This window comes from Pseudomonas sp. GW821-FHT01D09 (assembly GCF_059422465.1).
In genome coordinates this window covers 39083-56924 of the sequence record NZ_JBWKWY010000011.1, presented here as the reverse complement: position 1 = coordinate 56924, position 17842 = coordinate 39083, and the positions used below count along the sequence as shown (strand labels likewise).

The 17842-nt window shown below is 58.1% G+C and carries 17 protein-coding genes and 1 tRNA gene; 7 read left to right on the top strand and 11 right to left on the bottom strand.

Features of this window, described 5'->3' with window-relative positions:
- Positions 1-6 precede the first annotated feature (6 nt).
- Together AC07W7_RS12805 and AC07W7_RS12800 are read left to right on the top strand one after the other, a co-directional pair.
- Positions 7-2151, top strand: coding sequence for a 3-hydroxyacyl-CoA dehydrogenase NAD-binding domain-containing protein (locus AC07W7_RS12805; RefSeq protein WP_495039437.1), 2145 nt, complete (start codon positions 7-9; stop codon positions 2149-2151).
- 97 nt (positions 2152-2248) lie between these two features.
- Positions 2249-2971 (top strand): amidotransferase, encoded by a 723-nt coding sequence (locus AC07W7_RS12800; protein WP_076961165.1) that lies wholly within the window; start codon positions 2249-2251, stop codon positions 2969-2971.
- A gap of 25 nt (positions 2972-2996) precedes the next feature.
- Here the strand turns inward: AC07W7_RS12800 and AC07W7_RS12795 are convergent, their stop codons facing one another.
- The 3 genes from AC07W7_RS12795 to AC07W7_RS12785 all read right to left on the bottom strand — a co-directional run bounded on the left by AC07W7_RS12795 (position 2997) and on the right by AC07W7_RS12785 (position 5675).
- A complete protein-coding gene (locus AC07W7_RS12795) occupies positions 2997-3968 on the bottom strand; it encodes a magnesium and cobalt transport protein CorA (RefSeq protein WP_076961166.1) in 972 nt (323 codons plus the stop codon).
- Positions 3969-4022: 54 nt separating this feature from the next.
- On the bottom strand, positions 4023-4769 hold the full coding sequence (locus AC07W7_RS12790; protein ID WP_099170727.1) for a lysophospholipid acyltransferase family protein: 747 nt from the start codon (positions 4767-4769) through the stop codon (positions 4023-4025).
- A gap of 216 nt (positions 4770-4985) precedes the next feature.
- A complete protein-coding gene (locus AC07W7_RS12785; RefSeq protein ID WP_076961168.1) occupies positions 4986-5675 on the bottom strand; it encodes a crotonase/enoyl-CoA hydratase family protein in 690 nt (229 codons plus the stop codon).
- Between the two features lie 333 nt (positions 5676-6008).
- Here AC07W7_RS12785 and AC07W7_RS12780 point away from each other — a divergent pair.
- A tRNA-Ser gene (locus AC07W7_RS12780) sits at positions 6009-6098 on the top strand.
- A gap of 429 nt (positions 6099-6527) precedes the next feature.
- On the opposite strand, the gene AC07W7_RS12775 is transcribed toward AC07W7_RS12780, so the two are convergent.
- A complete protein-coding gene (locus tag AC07W7_RS12775) occupies positions 6528-7163 on the bottom strand; it encodes a hypothetical protein (RefSeq protein ID WP_495039436.1) in 636 nt (211 codons plus the stop codon).
- A 1243-nt stretch (positions 7164-8406) separates the two neighbouring features.
- Between AC07W7_RS12775 and AC07W7_RS12770 the strand changes: the two genes are divergently transcribed.
- Entirely contained in the window at positions 8407-9441 is a 1035-nt protein-coding gene (locus AC07W7_RS12770; protein WP_495039435.1) for an alpha/beta hydrolase family protein, read from the top strand.
- 10 nt (positions 9442-9451) lie between these two features.
- Here the strand turns inward: AC07W7_RS12770 and AC07W7_RS12765 are convergent, their stop codons facing one another.
- Positions 9452-9823, bottom strand: a complete 372-nt coding sequence (locus tag AC07W7_RS12765; RefSeq protein WP_495039434.1) for a DUF2784 domain-containing protein — start codon at positions 9821-9823, stop codon at positions 9452-9454.
- A gap of 144 nt (positions 9824-9967) precedes the next feature.
- On the opposite strand from AC07W7_RS12765, the gene AC07W7_RS12760 reads away from it, so the two are divergent.
- Both AC07W7_RS12760 and AC07W7_RS12755 read left to right on the top strand, forming a co-directional pair.
- Positions 9968-10657: an HAD-IA family hydrolase gene (locus AC07W7_RS12760; protein WP_495039433.1), complete on the top strand. Its 690-nt coding sequence runs from the start codon at positions 9968-9970 to the stop codon at positions 10655-10657.
- A 113-nt stretch (positions 10658-10770) separates the two neighbouring features.
- Positions 10771-11226, top strand: coding sequence for an anti-virulence regulator CigR family protein (locus AC07W7_RS12755; protein WP_076961171.1), 456 nt, complete (start codon positions 10771-10773; stop codon positions 11224-11226).
- A gap of 14 nt (positions 11227-11240) precedes the next feature.
- On the opposite strand, the gene AC07W7_RS12750 is transcribed toward AC07W7_RS12755, so the two are convergent.
- From AC07W7_RS12750 to AC07W7_RS12740, 3 genes are all read right to left on the bottom strand, one after another.
- On the bottom strand, positions 11241-11969 hold the full coding sequence (locus AC07W7_RS12750) for an aspartate/glutamate racemase family protein (protein ID WP_076961172.1): 729 nt from the start codon (positions 11967-11969) through the stop codon (positions 11241-11243).
- Between the two features lie 14 nt (positions 11970-11983).
- On the bottom strand, positions 11984-13513 hold the full coding sequence (locus AC07W7_RS12745; protein ID WP_495039432.1) for an NCS1 family nucleobase:cation symporter-1: 1530 nt from the start codon (positions 13511-13513) through the stop codon (positions 11984-11986).
- Positions 13514-13998: 485 nt separating this feature from the next.
- Positions 13999-14733 carry a phosphoadenylyl-sulfate reductase gene (locus AC07W7_RS12740; RefSeq protein ID WP_169900802.1) on the bottom strand — a complete coding sequence of 245 codons (735 nt, stop codon included), beginning with the start codon at positions 14731-14733 and terminating at the stop codon, positions 13999-14001.
- Between the two features lie 154 nt (positions 14734-14887).
- Here AC07W7_RS12740 and thrH point away from each other — a divergent pair, with 154 nt between their 5' ends.
- Entirely contained in the window at positions 14888-15505 is a 618-nt protein-coding gene (gene thrH, locus AC07W7_RS12735; RefSeq protein WP_029298307.1) for a bifunctional phosphoserine phosphatase/homoserine phosphotransferase ThrH, read from the top strand.
- A gap of 52 nt (positions 15506-15557) precedes the next feature.
- Here thrH and AC07W7_RS12730 read toward each other — a convergent pair whose 3' ends face one another.
- The 3 genes from AC07W7_RS12730 to pabB form a co-directional block, all read right to left on the bottom strand.
- The gene (locus AC07W7_RS12730) at positions 15558-15914 is read right to left on the bottom strand and encodes a helix-turn-helix domain-containing protein (RefSeq protein ID WP_495039431.1); all 357 of its coding nucleotides are present in this window, start codon (positions 15912-15914) and stop codon (positions 15558-15560) included.
- Positions 15914-16216, bottom strand: a complete 303-nt coding sequence (locus tag AC07W7_RS12725; protein ID WP_076961175.1) for a type II toxin-antitoxin system HigB family toxin — start codon at positions 16214-16216, stop codon at positions 15914-15916. Before AC07W7_RS12725 ends, AC07W7_RS12730 begins: the two co-directional genes overlap by 1 nt.
- 251 nt (positions 16217-16467) lie before the next feature.
- Positions 16468-17811 carry an aminodeoxychorismate synthase component I gene (gene pabB / locus AC07W7_RS12720; protein ID WP_495039430.1) on the bottom strand — a complete coding sequence of 448 codons (1344 nt, stop codon included), beginning with the start codon at positions 17809-17811 and terminating at the stop codon, positions 16468-16470.
- Positions 17812-17842: the final 31 nt, after the last annotated feature.

Genomic DNA, 17842 nt, shown 5'->3' with positions numbered 1-17842 from the left:
TCTGTCATGAGCGACGCCATTCGTTACGAAAAAGGCCAGGACCAGATCGTGGTGCTGACCCTCGACATGCCCGGCCAGAGTGCCAACACCATGAACGCGGCCTACCGCGAGGCCATGGCCGCTACCGTTGCGCGCCTGGACGCGGAAAAGGATGGGTTGGCCGGGGTCATTATCACCTCGGCGAAAAAAACCTTTTTTGCCGGCGGTGACCTCAATGAACTGATCAAAGTCGACAAGCCCCACGCCAAGGCGTTCTACGACATGGTCCTGGGCCTCAAAGCGCAACTGCGCAGCCTGGAAACCCTGGGCAAGCCGGTAGTAGCCGCGATCAACGGCGCAGCCCTCGGCGGTGGCTGGGAACTGTGCCTGGCGTGCCAGCATCGTGTGGCGCTGGATCATCCAGCTGTGCAGATCGGCTTGCCGGAAGTCACCCTGGGCCTGCTGCCGGGTGGCGGCGGGGTGGTGCGCATGGTGCGCATGCTGGGCCTGGAAAAGGCTTTGCCATATCTGCTCGAAGGCAAGAAGATCAGCGCGCAAAAGGCCCAGCAGGCCGGGTTGATCGACGAGTTGGCGGCGGATCGCGATGAGCTGCTGGCCAAGTCCCGGGCCTGGATCCTGGCCAATCCGACGGCCAGGCAGCCTTGGGATATCAAGGGCCATCAGATCCCCAGTGGCACACCGTCCAATCCCAAAGTCGCGCAAATGCTCGCCATTGCGCCGTCGATCCTGCGCAGTAAAACCCATGGCTGTTTCCCCGCCCCGGAGAAAATCCTCTGCGCGGCCGTGGAAGGCGCCCAGGTGGACTTCGACACCGCACACCTGATCGAGACCCGCTATTTCACCGAACTCACCACCGGCCAGGTGGCGAAGAACATGATTGGCACCTTCTGGTTCCAGCTCAACGAAATCAACGCCGGAGGCTCACGGCCTGCGGGGTTTGCGCCGTATGTCACACGCAAGGTCGGCATCCTCGGCGCCGGCATGATGGGCGCGGGGATTGCCTACGCCAGCGCGTCGGCGGGCGTGGAGGTGGTACTCAAGGACGTCACGCTGGCGGCGGCAGAGAAGGGCAAGGCCCACTCGGCGGCGCTGCTGGACAAGAAGGTCAGCCGTGGGCAATTGACGCCTGAGCAGCGGGAAAGCACCCTGGCGCGGATCCATCCTACAGATAATGATGCCGACCTGGCCGGTTGCGACCTGATCATTGAAGCCGTATTTGAAGACCGCGACCTCAAGGCCAAGGTCTCGGCCGCCGCCCAGCGTGTGGTGGGCGCTGATGCGGTGATTGCGTCCAATACCTCCACCTTGCCCATCAGCGGCCTGGCGAGCGCGGTGCCGGATCAAGGCAAGTTTATCGGCCTGCACTTCTTCAGCCCGGTGGAAAAAATGCCCCTGGTGGAAATCATCAAGGGTGCCAACACCAGCGACGAAACCCTGGCTCGCGGTTTTGATTTCGTACTGCAAATCAAGAAAACCCCGATTGTGGTAAATGACAGCCGCGGCTTCTTCACCTCGCGGGTGTTTGGCACCTTCACCAACGAAGGCATCACCCTGCTCGGCGAAGGCGTGGCTGCGCCGATGATCGAGACCGAGGCGCGCAAGGCCGGGATGCCGATTGGCCCGCTGGCGATTTCTGACGAAGTTTCCCTCAGCCTGATGAGCCATATCCGCCAGCAGACAGCCAAGGATCTGCATGCCGAAGGCAAGACACTGCCCGCGCATCCGGCCTTTGCGGTGATCGACCTGTTGCTTAATGAGTACAAACGTCCGGGCAAGGCGGCGGGCGGTGGTTTCTATGAGTACCCCAGTGATGGCCAGAAATACCTGTGGCCAGAACTCAAGGTGCGCTTTGAACAGGCCAGCCAGCAGATTTCAGCCCAGGACGTGCGCGACCGCTTGCTGTTTATCCAGGCCATCGAAACGGTGCGGTGCGTGGAGGAGGGCGTGTTGATGTCCACCGCCGATGCCAATATTGGCTCGATCTTCGGCATCGGCTTTGCGGCCTGGAGCGGCGGGGCGCTGCAGTTTATCAACCAGTACGGGCTGAACGACTTTGTCGCGCGGGCGCGTTACCTGGCCGAGCAATACGGCGAGCGGTTCACCCCGCCCGCCTTGTTGCTGGAAAAAGCCGCCCAGGGCACCACGTTCTAGCCATCCGACAGGGCCGCGGTGGGGCTTGCCTTGAAAGGGTATTTCAGGGCAGGCTGACGGGTGTGCATTATTCCCACCACCGTGTCAGGTATTTTTTATGTCGCTACGCATCTGCATTCTGGAAACCGATATCCTGCGTCCAGAACTGGTCGATCAATATCAAGGTTACGGGCAGATGTTCCAGCGCCTGTTTTCGCAGCAGCCGATTGCCGCCGAGTTCATCGTCTACAACGTGATGCAAGGCCTCTACCCGGCAGACAGCGAAGTGTTCGACGCCTACCTGGTGACGGGCAGCAAGGCGGATTCCTTCGCCACCGACCCGTGGATCGAAACCCTCAAGGCCTACCTGTTGAACCGCTACAAGCGCGGCGACAAGCTACTTGGCATCTGTTTTGGCCATCAACTGCTGGCGTTGCTGCTGGGCGGCAAGAGCGAGCGGGCGAGCCAGGGCTGGGGCGTGGGTATCCACAACTATCAACTGGCCGCCAAGGCCCCGTGGATGAGCCCGGTGGTGGAAGAACTGACCCTGTTGATCAGCCATCAGGACCAGGTCACCGCCTTGCCGGAAAACGCCACGGTGATCGCCTCCAGCGACTTCTGCCCGTTTGCCGCTTATCACATCAACGACCAGGTGCTGTGCTTCCAGGGGCACCCGGAGTTTATCCACGATTACTCCCGGGCACTGTTGGACATTCGCCAGCAGAACCTGGGCGAGCAGATCTACCAACGCGGCGTCGCCAGTCTGGCGCACGACCACCACGGCGTAACCGTGGCGGAATGGATGATGCGTTTTGTGGCACACAAGCCGCAGGTGGCCTGATCATTGAGTGAACGGGGTGGGCCGGTTATAGCCACCCCGAGCGCTTGAAGCTGGCCCACAGCCCCGTGCACCCCACCGCGATAAAACCCAGCACCGCAAAATAGCCATAGTGCCATTGCAGTTCCGGCATGTTCTGGAAGTTCATCCCGTAGATCCCGGCCACCGCCGTGGGGAACGCGAGGATCGCCGCCCAGGCTGCAAACTTGCGCTGCACCACGCTCTGGCGCGAGGCTTCCAGCAGTACGCCGATCTCGATGGTCTGGCTGGCGATGTCGCGCAGGGTCGAAAGGTCTTCCATCTGCCGCGTGACATGGATTTGCACATCGCGAAAGTACGGGCGCATGTTCTTGTCGATAAACGGGAAGTTCAGCTTCTGCAATTCCTCGCTGATTTCCACCATCGGCGCCACATGCCGGCGCAGCCGCAGCACGTCGCGGCGCAGGCCATGCAGGTTCTGGATATCGCGCTCATTCAGGGCATTGCACAGCACGTTGCGCTCCAGCGCATCGATCTCGGCATGAATCGCCTCGCTCACCGGCTGGTAGTTTTCGGTGACAAAATCCAGCAGCGCATAGAGTACGAAATCTTCCCCGTGTTCCAGCAACAGCGGTCGCGCCTCACAGCGCTGGCGCACATAGCCGTAGGATGCCGAGTGGCCGTTGCGCGCGGTGATGATATAGCCGTTGCCGGCGAAGATATGAGTCTCGATAAACTCCAGCTTGCCCTCATGACGCACCGGCGAGTAGGTCACGATAAACAGTGCGTCGCCAAAGGTTTCCAGCTTGGGCCGGCTGTGTTTTTCCAGGGCGTCTTCGATGGCCAGTTCATGCAGGTTGAACTGGCGTTGCAGGTTGGCCAACTCCTGGGCGTTGGGCTCTTCCAGGCCGATCCACACAAAATGACCGGGCTTGGCCGCCCAGGCGGCGCCTTCATCGAGGGTGATATCCGTGACTTTTTTCCCGGCGCTATAGACGGCCGCGGCAACAACTCTACCCATAATACTGATCGCTTCTTTACAAGTGGCAGTAACCGGCCAGCTTAGCCTGAAACGCTACAGTGCAGGAGCCGGCTTACCTTCAGGTTTTTGCAGTGCCTGATCCATGGCTGTAATGCACTCGACCATCTGCTCCCGGCACTTCTCCATCAGCCGGGGCATGTCATCCATCGTCAAGCCTGCTGTAGGAATCGGCGCCAATGACCGGATCAAGATATCGCCACTGTTCCAGCGAGTGAGCTTCATCTGCTTCACATAGGTGCTGACGCACACCGGCACAATCGGCACACCGGCGGCAATCGCCATCTGGAACGCGCCTTTCTTGAATGGCAGCAACGACTCACCCAGGTTGCGGGTGCCTTCGGGAAACACCCAGATCGAGGTTTCTTCGTGTTGCAGGGTGTGGGTGGTGGTCAGCATCGAGCGCCGTGCTTTTTGTGGGTTGCCCCGGTCAATCAACACATTGCCCGCCAGCCAGAACAACTGCCCGAACAGCGGCACCCACTTCAGGCTTTTCTTGCCGATACACACGGTGCGGTAGGGCACCACGTTGCCAAACACAAACAGATCATAGTTGGACTGATGGTTGGCGATGATCACGCAGCTGCTGGGTTTGTTGCGCAGCGAGTCCACTTGCGTCGTGACCCTTAGCCGCAGCAACCACATGGCGGGCAGGGCATACAGGCGGGCACAGAGCCGGCTGTTATCCGGGTTGAACGGCCGGCAGATCCCCAGCAGCACGCCGAGCACGCCCGCGATCATAAAATGCAGGCTCATCAATAACATGCGTAAACAATAGAGCATCGACACGGCCCATCGGGACAAAAGGTGGCGCAGTGTACGGATGTGCACTGTATTCGGCAATTACCCCTGTAGAGGTAGAAGATGAGCGATGTTTAAGTACATGTTTCAGAAGATGGAGACAGATGCCATCTAGAGCGGTTGCAAGGCGATTAAGAATTGGCTGTAAGAAAAAGCCCAACATAAAGTCGGGCTTGGATTGATGCCGGCTTGGGTGGCTTAGACCAAATGCTCCTGGTCCTGGATGATCGCGTTATCCAGCAACTCCAGCAGGGCCTTACGCACCTTCAGCTTGGTGTGCCTGTGGGCGTTCATATTGATCTTCTTCAACTGCCGCGCCACTTCCAGGGCCGCCGCTTGCAGCGCCTCGGGGGCTACCACCTTGTCGAGGAAACCGGCATTCAACGCGTCCTGCGGGGTGAACATCTCGGCATTGATCACCGAACGATGAAACGCCGACTTACGCAGGCGATCACGCGCCAACTCAATCCCGGCATGGTGCATGGTCATGCCGATCATCACTTCATTCAGGCCGATGCTAAAGGGCCCCTCGACACCAATCCGGTAATCGGCCGACAGCAACAGGAACGCCCCTTTGGCCACTGCATGCCCAGGGCACGCCACAACCACCGGGAACGGGTGCGACAACAGACGGCGCGCCAGGGTCGAGCCCGATGTCACCAGGCTGACCGCCTCTTTCGGGCCGGCCGTCATCACCTTCAAGTCATAACCCCCCGACAGAATCCCCGGCGTACCGGTGATAATCACCACCGCCCGATCCTTCTCGGCCTGGTCCAGCGCTTCATTAAACGCACTGACCACGGCCGGTGAAATGGCATTGACCTTACCGTTGCTCAAGGTCAGGGTCGCAATACCGTCTTCGAGGTGGTAGGCAATCAACTCACTCATGACGCGATTCCTTGTAATACGTTTAATAGAAGGGCAGGCCGCAGACGTTACCCAGCATGACCGCCCCGGTAAAGCGCCATGACTGACTGGCCAGTCAGCCTTTTCCCAACCCGCCGGCCTGGAGCAGCCTACAGCAGTACTTGCCAGCCACTCTGCACGCCTCCCGACAAGCCTTGAGAATGGCACAATCGCCACCCTTCACCCCCTACCAGAGGGATGTGGGCCGAGATAACCGTCTAAGCGCATGAAAATTCTGAAAAAAACCTTTGCCATCGGAAAAGCTTTCGACTACATTAGCGCGCCTCGACAGACTGAATCAGTTTGACGAGATACGGTGAAGTGTCCGAGTGGCTTAAGGAGCACGCCTGGAAAGTGTGTATACAGGAAACTGTATCGAGAGTTCGAATCTCTCCTTCACCGCCACATTCTACAAACACAAACCCCCAGTTTTCCTAGAGAAAGCCGGGGGTTTGTGGTTTTTGGTGTTTGAAAAATGGCCATGTGGGACAGATCGGGGGGGCTCGTCTGCCGAAATGCCCCCTCCGCGCTCGCCGCTTTGCCTGAACTCGGTCAATGGTGGGCGTTTTACAGAAAATAAATCTGTCCCCTTTCCCGGATATTGCCTCTACTGGTCTCGTGCCAAATGCTCTTGTCTTTTTCGCTTGACCAGGCACTGAGGTAGTACGCCCATACATAGTGATGCTTGCGAACTATTGGTAGCACTCCTCGCAATTTTCGATCTCCTTCATCTCGCTTAAAGCTCATTCGGCTTGTGCAGATAATAGTCGCACCTTTAGGCGCTCGCTATAAGTGGAGCACATGCCAATTGTGAGAATCTCATCTCGACTCAGGTTATCTTCCTTTAGATCGCTCAGATATACGAAACGTCATTGCCTTCATGAGTGAGTTGCATAATGAATTAAGCTCTTGCTCAATACTCGCAAGATCTGTAACGGAGTATCCTGTAGAGATTGTTTCAGCAAACTCGCTAGCTAAATTTATTATTTGTTGAGATGTTTCCTGCTGCGGCGCTCTTGATTCGGCCAAAGATAATGTTTTTGTTATAAAACTGAAGTATTGGTCCGCGTGAATTGCAAAGAGTGTTTTAGTGTCCTCACCTTTTTTTGCCCATACATCATGTTGTACCCTATTGCGTTTCAAACGCGCCTGATCGAGACGACTTAGAACCTCTGTGACGGACTTAAGCTCCTCGTCTTGTAAACAGTTTGCCGCCAGCTCTCTTGCTGCATTGGTAGTCTTAGCAGCATTATTGTATTTTTTGAGTCGCTTTTCGGCTTCATCCGGCGTCGTATTCAAAAAAGTTGCAAATAAACAATTTAAGTTGACCTCCGTTTGTGCCCATATTGCAGCGATCTCGCCTATTTTTTTTGCTATTTCAGGAGCATATTTAATTACATGTGAGCCGACCTCCAGAACAGGCTTCCCCTCGGGATCACGAATTACAATACCAAACTTTTCATTTGTCATAGATGCTCCTAATGTAACTATAGAGTCAGCTGATCAGACCACCTGAGCTTTTCCATTTTTGAAACCACGGAGCTCCCACTTTCTGGAGCTCTCTGCAGCTCTTGATCAGAAGACTACGCGGCTCTCTGACAAAAAGTTCTTGTCAGGTAAAAAAATTATCAAAAAAAAGCACTTATCCCCCTCCCGCCGACGGGCTTTGTGTCCCTTTTTTGTGCAACCGGGTAGTGGGGTGCAAACGGTGCCCCAGCTCAAGCCCGCTGCGGGCTCTGGGGGAGGTTTTGCAATTGCACAGAGTGCAAGGCTTTGCAAAAAAGTGCAGTGGCCTTGCACATGCGTCACAAGGCGGCAGGGGAGTGGTCACGCAGACGAGGTGCCCGGTTTACGGGGGCTATGGCTGTGAAAACCTGCTGCAGGCGGTGTTTTCGTTTTCGGAACCGTTCATATCAGGGCTCAACCAGTCGCTGTTGAACCCTACGCAAAAACGACTGTGAGGCCCAGCCTGTCGAGGTTTCCAGCATTCTGCGGCATTGCACAGCATCACCATCAACTTCAGGCTGTCAGTACCAATCCACAGCGTGTGGAAAAAACGCCGAAACGATGGGCGCATGGCTATTTTCCAGGCGAGGGGTGGGAAAAGGGTAATTTTAGTAATTGGCAGGTCAGAATTGGCTGGAGCCCTTATAGAGCGTGGCTTTCAGCTATTACCTCGGAGGGTAATATAAGGTAACGAGAGGGGTAATGTTTTGTTCAGCCCCCCATTTTACTGGGTTTGGCAGCTCACTGGCATTACTGTCTCTGAAAGTAATTTTCTAACCACTTACTTACCTTATTATTACCTCTATAAACTATATCAACTGTCTGATTTTGTTAGGCTTTATCCGGTTTTTGACAGCTCATTACCAAAATTACCTTTTTCCCATGGCTCAACATAAATCGTTCAAAACGCTTGTTGTGACCGTTTTCTGCAACCTGGTGCATTTAAGCCATGGGACTGCCATGGGACAGATCCTGTGCGCGCCACCGGGCTGCAGCCCTTATAAACCGGGGGCCTTGGTTTTGAAAATCGCGAACGGGTAGTTTCGAATCTCTCCTTCACCGCCAAATTCCACAAACACAAACCCCCGGTTTTCCTAGAGAAAGCCGGGGGTTTGTGGTTTCTGCTGCATGGAAAACAGCAATATAGGAATAATGTGGAAACTCGCAAAGTCACTGCATGTATTCGCTCCCCTCAAGGAAGATCCCATTGAAAGCAGCCCTAGTCGCTCTGCTCCTCACCTGCGCCACCGCCACCGCCACCGCCACCGCTCTTGCCAGTAACAACCCTGTCGGCTTCCAAGTCTCGACCCTGGCAGACCCAAACAACGAACGCTCGCTGGAGATGGTGGTCTGGTACCCCAGCGCCACCACCGCCACGCCAAAGGTGATCGACGACAACCCGGTGTTTTTCAGTGCCCTGGCCGTGCGTGATGCTCCACCTGCGGTGGGTGAGCATCCTTTGGTGGTGCTATCCCACGGTTTCGGCGGCAATTGGGGTAACCAGGTGTGGTTGGCCAGTGCGCTGGCCCGGCAGGGTTTTATCGTGGCGGCGGTCAATCATCCGGGGACCACCAGTAAGGACCGCAGTGCTCATGCCGCCGCGCAGTTGTGGCAGCGGCCGGTGGATATCCGTCGGGTTATCGACGCGGTGCTGGCGCAGCCAAACCAATTTGGAACGGTGCAGCCCGCTCGAATTGCGGTGGTGGGTCATTCGCTGGGAGGTTGGACGGCGCTGGAAGTCGCTGGTGCACGTTTCGACCCCGAGCGGTTTACCCAGGACTGCAAGGTTCACTTGCAGTTGGCCCCTTGCGCGGTCTACCAGCAGATAAACCCAGTGCAGGCGCAGTTGGCAGCGGATTTGAGTGACAAGCGGGTCACTGCCATTGTTTCACTGGACCTGGGCCTGTCCCGTGGGTTTACCGATCAAAGCCTGGCGGCGCTGTCTGTGCCAGCGCTGGTGATTGCGGCAGGCGTGCCTTCTGTAGAGCTACCCGCCGAGTTGGAGTCCGCTGACTTGGCCAAACGCCTGCCCCCGGCAGCGACACGTTATGTCGAGATCGGCGATGCCACTCACTTCAGTTTTATGGCCGTGTGCAAGCCGGGCGGGGAGGCATTGATTGAAGAAAGTTCGCCGGGCGACGGCATGATCTGCCGGGATGGCGACGGCGCCCGCCCGCGTGAGGTGATCCAGCAGCAGGTCACCTCATTGATTGTTGAGTTTCTGGTGCGGCAAAAAGGCTAGGCCAATACGTTCAGTTCCCCGCCCGTGGCCCTCGCCTGATCAGTCGTGCGTACACCGCACTATTGATCAGCAGGACCAGTGCACCCAGGCCCAGTTGGATCTGGGGTGTCAGCCCCGCCGGATAGATCAGGGCAATGATGTAGTGCTCGATAAAACCCGCGCCATAACCTTCTTGCCCGGCGAGGTGGCGCAGCAGGTTTTCCCAGCGGGTCAGGGGGCAGGGCAGGTGGAACACTTCAACGGCAACGCCCCAGGCCGCAGCGGGCAGGTGCAGCCACATGACCGGCCGCCACTTGAGGGCAAGCAGGCCCCCGAACAACACGAACAGGATAAAGCCCAGGTGGAACAACACCAGGGTGTCGGCGGCAAGTCGAAAGAGCATAGGAGCGATCGCGTCGGGTGAGGCTGCCAAGTGTGCTGGATGAGGCCGCCTGAAACCAGAGGTGGGCGGGTTGCGGTTGCTTGTAGGGCCGGGCCACCGTTATTGTGCTGAATCCTTTTAGTCATCTGCCACGGATCTGTTGTGATGAATGCACCGCGTACTGCTGTTGGCCCGATCAAGGCCGTGATTTTCGATATGGACGGGTTGTTGCTGGATACCGAAGGTATCTACACCGAAGTCACGCAGATCATCGCCGAACGTTATGGTCGCACGTATGACTGGGGTATCAAGCAGCACATCATTGGTCGTGGCGCCCAGGACCTGGCCGAGTATCTGGTCAAGGCGCTGGACTTGCCGATCACCCCCGAGGAGTTCCTGCGGATCCGCGAGCCGTTGATGAGCGAGCGTTTTCCCAAGGCGCTGGGCATGCCGGGCGCCGAGGCGTTGGTGCGGCATTTAAGTGTCCACGGTATCCCGATAGCCGTGGGCACCAGTTCGTCACGCCATTCGTTTGGCCACAAGACCACGCTGCACCGTGAATGGTTTGGCCTGTTCGGCAGCATTGTCACTGCCGACGACCCGGAGGTGGGCGCGGCCAAGCCTGCGCCGGACATCTTCCTCACCGCCGCCCGCCGCCTGGGCGTTGCACCCGAGGACTGCCTGGTGTTTGAAGACTCACCGTTTGGCGTGACTGCTGCCAAGGCCGCGAACATGACCGCCATCGCAGTGCCCGATGAAGCCATGGCCGACAGCAAGTACGCCCACGCCGACCAGATCATCCGCACACTCGCGGACTTCGACCTGGCTGCGTACGGCCTGCCGCCGATGCGATAAGTACACTGCGCACGTTGATAGCCAGGGTCTTGTCAAATTAAGGCTGAACTTGTTGCCTGCGACTGTTCTAAGCTGATACGAGCCAACGGGGCTTGCCACTGTCGAGACGGATCATGTCTAAATCACGCGCTTTACTTGTATTTACCAGCTTGGCGTTGATCATCGGTTCCCCGGCGCTGCTGGCCGACCCCGGTAACGGCAATGGCAAGGACAAAGGCAGTGCCCATGGCAATAAGGGTGGCCAGGGTAACCAGGGGCAGGGGGGCGGCAAGAAAGGCGCAGGGGCCTCTTACAATAGCCCGCAAATTGATGTCGGCGGCGTGCGGGTGATCCTTGGCGACAATCGCGACTACTGGCGTGGCGGTTCATCCCTGCCGCCGGGCATCCAGAAAAACCTAGCCCGTGGCAAACCCCTGCCACCGGGGATTGCCAAGAAACTCGATGGGCGCCTGTTGGGGCGCCTGCCCCATTACGATGGCTACGAATGGCAGCAGGCGGGCACCGACCTGATTCTGGTGACGATTGCCACCGGGATCATTTATGAAGTGCTCAATGATGTATTGAACTGATCGAGACCGACTGCTCAGCGTGCGAACCTGCCCGGCCAACCGATGATGGTCTTTGGCCGGGGGGCCGCATAGGTGCGTACCTTCGAGGTCGACAACCCCAGCCTCACCAATGATTCAGCCAGGGTCACGGCGGCGGTTACGCCATCCACCACCGGCACGCCGGTGCGTTGGCGGATCTGTTCATCCAGCCCGGCCATGCCGCCACAACCCAGGCAGATCACCTCGGCCTTGTCTTCGCGGATGGCCAGTTCGGCCTGGTGCACAATGGCTTCCATGGCTCGCAGCGGGTGCTCTTCGAGCTCCAGTACCGCCATGCCACTGGCCCGCACCGAGGCGCAGCGCTCATACAGCCCGGAGAGCTTGAGCCGGTCTTCGATCAGCGGCACCGTGCGATCCAGGGTAGTGACCACTGAGTACGCGTGGCCAAGGAACATCGCCGTGCTGGCGGCGGCGTCGGTAATGTCCACCACCGGCACGTTCAAGAGTTCCTGCAGGCCTTCGCGGCCATGTTCGCCATAACCGGCCTGGATCACTGCGTCGAACGGCTGGTCATAGGCCATTACCCGGTCCATCACCGCGATGGCCGCCAGGTAGCTTTCAAAATTGCCCTCCACCGATTCGGCGCCGAAAAACGGGGTCAGCCCGACAATTTCAGTGCCCGCTGCTGCAACGCTGCGGGCCTGCTGGGCGATGGCCTCGGTGATGGATTCGGTGGTGTTGACGTTGACGATAAGAATGCGCATGAAGTGCTCCCTGCTCAATGACTGACGTTGTCGACGGCAATGGCTTCGCCACTTACGTCGGCATAGAACGGCTGGCGCCTGGCGAGCAACCGATACAACACCCCGGCAATGGCGGCGCCAAACAGCCAGGAGAACGGCGAGACGCTGGCAAACCCCGGCAACAGCGCGAGCAAAATGGCAATCACCGCCGCCGGGACAAACGCCGCCACCGCCCGCAGGTTGACCCCGCGGCTGTAGTAATAAGCGCCGTTGGGGTCTTCGCTATACAGCTGCGGCACGTCGATCCGGCCCTTACGGATCAGCCAGTAATCCACCATGATCACGCCATACAGCGGGCCCAGCAGTGCGCCCAGGCCGGAGAGGAAGTACACAATCACCAGCGGGCTGTTGTAGAGGTTCCAGGGCAGGATCAGCACTGCGAGGAACGCGCTGATCAGCCCGGCGCGCCGGAAGTTCAGGAGCCTGGGCGCCAGGTTGCTCAGCACAAAGGCCGGGGCAACGAAGTTGGCCATGATATTCACCGCCACGGTGACAATCAGGAACGCCAGGCAGCCCAGCACCAGGAAGAAGGTATTGGGGATGGCCGCAATAATTTGCGTGGGGCTTTCGATCACCTGGCCATTGAGTTGGAACTGCCCGCCGCACAACAGCACGGTGATGATCGCGAACAGCAGGATATTCACCGGCAGGCCCCAGAAGTTGCCGACCTTGATGGTCTTGCGGCACGGCGACGAACGGGCGAAGTCGCAGAAGTTGAGGATCAGGGTGCCGTAGATCGCCAGCCACAAGGCGCCGCCGGCAAAGATATTGCGCCACATCTCGCCATCGCTCAGGGGCTCGCGGATCGACCAGGCAATAGTGCCGCTGGCCTGGTAATACATCCAGCCGGCCAGCGCCGCAACAGTCAGCAGAATCACCGGGCCAGCAAAGCCTTCGTAGCGGCGGACCATTTCCATGCCGTAGGCCAGGATCACCAGTTGCACAAACCAGATGATCACAAAACATGCCCAGCCCAAGGTGGAGAGGCCGAGGATCGCGTTGTGGTCGTAGTCGGCAAACCCAGGGTGAATCGCCACCAACAGCACGCGGAAGACCACGGATGCGAGGTAGGTTTGAATCCCGAACCAGGCGATTGCGATCACAGCCCTGATCAGCGCGGGAATTTGCGCGCCATATATGCCGAAACTTATCCGGCTGATCACCGGAAACGGCACGCCGGTTTTCTGGCCCATATAGCCCGACAAGTTCATAAAGAAATACACCAGCGCCGCGCCGATCCCCAGGGATAACAGGATCTGCCAGGCACCCAGACCCAGGGCGTACAAGCCGATGGCGAAAGAGTAGTTGGCGATGTTGTGCACATCGTTGGTCCACAGGGCAAAGATGCTGTAGCCACCCCAGCGCCGGCCTTCGACCTTGGTGGGGGCCAGGTCCTTGTTATGCAGGCGGGGGCTGAGCACCAGCGGGCCAGGGAGGGGGGCCGTAGGTATGGAGGTGGAGGAGGGCAAATCCAGTGCGATGTTGTTGGAGAGACTTGTACGCATTCCGGCAGGCTCCTGGCATCTGCAGCGGGCGCGTGGTTCAAGGGCGCCTGGCATGCGGATACAAAGTGTATGAAGGTTGTTGTTGAAGTTGTATACAAAGACTTCAACTCCCTTAGCCACTTGTGTGCCAGGTTTTTATCTATCAAAAATTTGGCTAATTTCGTTTTTGCAGGCTTGATTAATAATTGTCTGAATTTAAACAACTATAAATTGACCGTTTGAACAGGTATTTATTTTTTTGCGGGAATATAGGAATGGAAGATGTAGGAAATTAGCAGAGGAGGGGTGTAACTTTTCGGTGCGAAATTTTTAAAGTGCACACAAAAATGGCACTGTTGGTTACGTTTATGTGTACACAATCATGATGCGCCGCAAACAAATGTGGGAGCGGGCTTGCCCGCGATGGCGGTGGATCAGTTAAATACATCTAATCTGACACCACAATCGCGAGCAAGCCCGCCCCCACACAAGCCTGTGTTGCCAGATCAGGCCTTGCTGATGATATTGCCCGCATGCAGCCCGCATTCTTTCTGCGTGGCCTCTTCCCACCACCAGCGGCCTTCGCGCTCATGCTGGTTCGGCAGCACCGGACGGGTGCAAGGCTCGCAGCCGATGCTGATAAAACCGCGCTCGTGCAGGCTGTTGTACGGCAGCTCAAGCATGCGGATATAACCCCAGATCTCTTCGCTGCTCATTTGCGCCAGGGGGTTGAACTTGTAGAGGGTGCGCTCGGGCGTAGAGAAGGCACTATCGACTTCCAGGGCCGCCACCTGGCTGCGGGTGCCGGGGCTCTGGTCGCGGCGCTGGCCGGTGGCCCAGGCGCGTACGCCGGAGAGTTTGCGGCGCAGCGGTTCGATCTTGCGCACACCGCAGCATTCGCCATGGCCGTCCTTGTAGAAGCTGAACAGGCCCTTTTCCTTGACGAACGGTTCCAGCTTGCTCTGGTCTGGCGAGATCAGCTCGATATCGATCTTGTAGAAGTCGCGCACCTGCTCGATAAACCGGTAGGTCTCCGGGTGCAGGCGGCCCGTGTCGAGGCTGAAGACCTTGACGTTCTTGTTGAGCTTCCAGGCCATATCCACCAGCACCACGTCCTCGGCACCGCTGAAGGAAATCCACAGGTCATCGCCGAACTGGCTGAATGCCAGCTTGAGAATGTCCTGGGCGGACTTGTTGGCATAGGTCGCGGCGAGTTCAGCGACATCGAAGGCTTGGTTCATCAGGACGGTTCCTACAGGTCAGTGGCGCTGAGCGCTCTATAGGAGGGCGATGTTAACAAAATCTACTCTGCGTTGCGGCGGTCAGCGTGAATCGCTAGAGTTCGGCAGTCCTTTTGCTCGCTCAACTGAAAAAAAATCCAAATGGGAGTGTCTTGTGGAAATTGCCTGTCTCGACCTGGAAGGGGTGCTGGTTCCAGAAATCTGGATCGCCTTCGCTGAAAAAACCGGTATTGAATCCTTGCGGGCCACTACCCGGGACATTCCCGACTACGACGTACTGATGAAGCAGCGCCTGCGGATTCTCGACGAGCACGGCTTGAAACTGTCGGATATCCAGGAAGTGATTGCCACGCTCAAGCCGCTGGAGGGCGCCATCGAGTTCGTCGACTGGCTGCGCGAGCGCTTCCAGGTGGTGATCCTGTCTGACACTTTCTATGAGTTCTCCCAGCCGTTGATGCGCCAGCTGGGCTTTCCGACCCTGCTTTGCCACCGCCTGATCACCGATGAAAATGACCGGGTGGTGAGCTATCAACTGCGCCAGAAAGACCCCAAGCGCCAGTCGGTGCTGGCCTTCAAGACCTTGTACTACCGGGTAATCGCTGCAGGCGATTCCTACAACGACACCACCATGCTGGGGGAGGCGGATCGTGGGATTCTGTTCCACGCGCCGGAAAACGTGATTCGCGAGTTCCCGCAATTCCCGGCGGTACATACCTTTGAGGATTTGAAGCGGGAGTTCATCAAGGCTTCAAATCGTTCCTTGAGCTTGTAAGTGATTTAGCGAGGCTGATTGCCTTATCGCGAGCTTGCCCGCGATGAGGCCCTCAAGCCCCCTCAAACAACCGCTCATAAGGAATGCGCAAACCCTCGTGCAGGCGCTTGATCATGGCCAGGCTCAGCTTGCGCTTGTGGTTCAGCACTTCGGATACACGCCCGCTGGAACCGATAAAGGGTTCCAGGTCACGGGCCGTCAGGCCCAGTTGGTCCATGCGAAACTTGATTGCTTCCACCGGATCGGAAGGCGGCATGGGAAAGTGTTCGTCTTCGTATTTTTCGATCAGCAGCGCGAGGATTTCCAGCTCATCGCCTTGCGGCGAGCCGACTTCTGCCCCCCACAGTTGATTCACGCGCGCCAGTGCGGCGGCCAGGTCTTCGGGGGTACGAATAGGTTTGATGTTCATTACACAGTCTCCGCGTTGATCTGGTCGTACTGGGCGTGGGTGCCAACAAACCGTATGAAACCCAGTTGCCGCGGGTAGTCGATCGCCATGATCACTCGATATTTATTGCCACCGATATTGAACACCACTCTTCCACCTTTGAGGATGCTCGCGGTGCGAAGCTCCGCCTTCAGGTCTTGGGGGGTGTAAAAGGTGGACTTTTCCATATGGCGATACCATTCAACCAGTGGTGTTTTGGAGTCGGTGTAAGCTGGACGGCTTTCCCAGAACTCCCTTAAGGCGGCTCTTGCGATCAGTCGCATTAATCAGGCCTCCCAATTTGGGAGATATTAGGTGTCGCTTCCTGGGTTTGCAACCCCTGACAGGGAGTGCGATGCGTAGGAAATGGACTTTGTTTCAACGGCGCAAGCGATAAAACGATAAAGGCAACAAGCAGTCGATCCATGTGATCCCTCACAGACGGCCTAATGGAATACTGGAGCCAGACGCTATCCCTGCGCCCCAATACTGTCCATGGCCGTTCTGATTCAGGTTCTTTCCCTGGGAGGTCCGTTTACAGTCCTTCCAGTGTCTCCAGCAATACCCGCACCTTGGTCATCGACTCCTGATACTCCGCCTGCCACTCGGAGTCCGCGACAATCCCGCCGCCCCCCCAGCAACAGACCTGGCCATCCTTGACCAGCAGGCTGCGAATGGCGATGGAGCTGTCCATCTCGCCGCGCACGTCCAGGTACAGCAACGAGCCGCAGTACAGCCCGCGCCGGGTCGGTTCCAGTTCGTCGATGATCTGCATGGCGCGGATCTTCGGTGCGCCGGTGATCGAGCCGCCGGGGAAGCTGCCGGCGATCAGGTCCAGGGCGTCTTTGTCGTCGGCCAGTTCGCCGGTGACGCTGCTGACCAGGTGATGCACATTGGGGTAGCTTTCCAGGCTGAACAGCTCCGGCACCTTGACCGAGCCGGTGCGGCAGGTGCGGCCCAGGTCATTGCGCAGCAGATCGACGATCATCAGGTTCTCCGCGCGATCCTTGGGGCTGGCCAGGAGTTCGGCGGCGTTGGCTGCATCTTCTTCAGGTGTCAGCCCGCGGGGGCGGGTGCCCTTGATCGGGCGGGTTTCCACCTGGCGCTGGCTGATCCGCACGAAACGCTCTGGCGACAGGCTGACGACTGCGCCGTCATCCGGCAGGCTCTGAAAGCCCGAGAACGGCGTCGGGCAGGCAGCGCGCAGGGCGCAATAGGCGACCCAGGGATCGCCGTTGCAAGCCGCGCGAAAGCGTTGGGCGAAGTTGACCTGGTAGCAGTCACCGGCCTGGATGTAGTCCTGGATCCGGGCCAGGGCCTGTTCATAGGCGGCGGCGCTCAGGTCCGGGGTCATCCGGCTGTGCAGCTTGAAGCTGGCCGTGGGGTGAGCGGCAGGTTGGCTGAACAGGGCCAGCAGGCGCTGGCGTTCGCTTTCCGGCAGTTTGGGGTGGAACACCAATTGGCTGGTGTGTGCCTGGTGATCGCTGATCAGTGCCCAGGCGTATAGGCCAAAGCGTGCATCGGGCAGGCCGATGTCGTCGATGGCCTGACGGGGCAGTCGTTCCAGGTGGCGGCCAAAATCGTAGCTCAGGTAGCCGATCAAGCCGCCGGCAAATGGCAGTTCATAAGGCGCGGGCAGGTTGGCCTCGCCCAGCAGCGTCAGGTTTTCCCGCAGTCGTTGCAAAAAGTCGCTACCGCTTTCGTCCGGCCACACCGCCAGCGTTGCTTCCGGCCAGGCGCTGAGCAGGTCATAACGGCCACGCTTGGCTGCCGGTCGGCCACTGTCCAGCAGCACGGCGCCAGGGGCATGGCGAATCGCCGCAAAATACTCGGCGGGGTTGGCATGGTAGGGCAGCGGGTGTACGGAGCAGGTCGACATGCGAGGGTGGATCAGCCATGGGCGCGGGGGA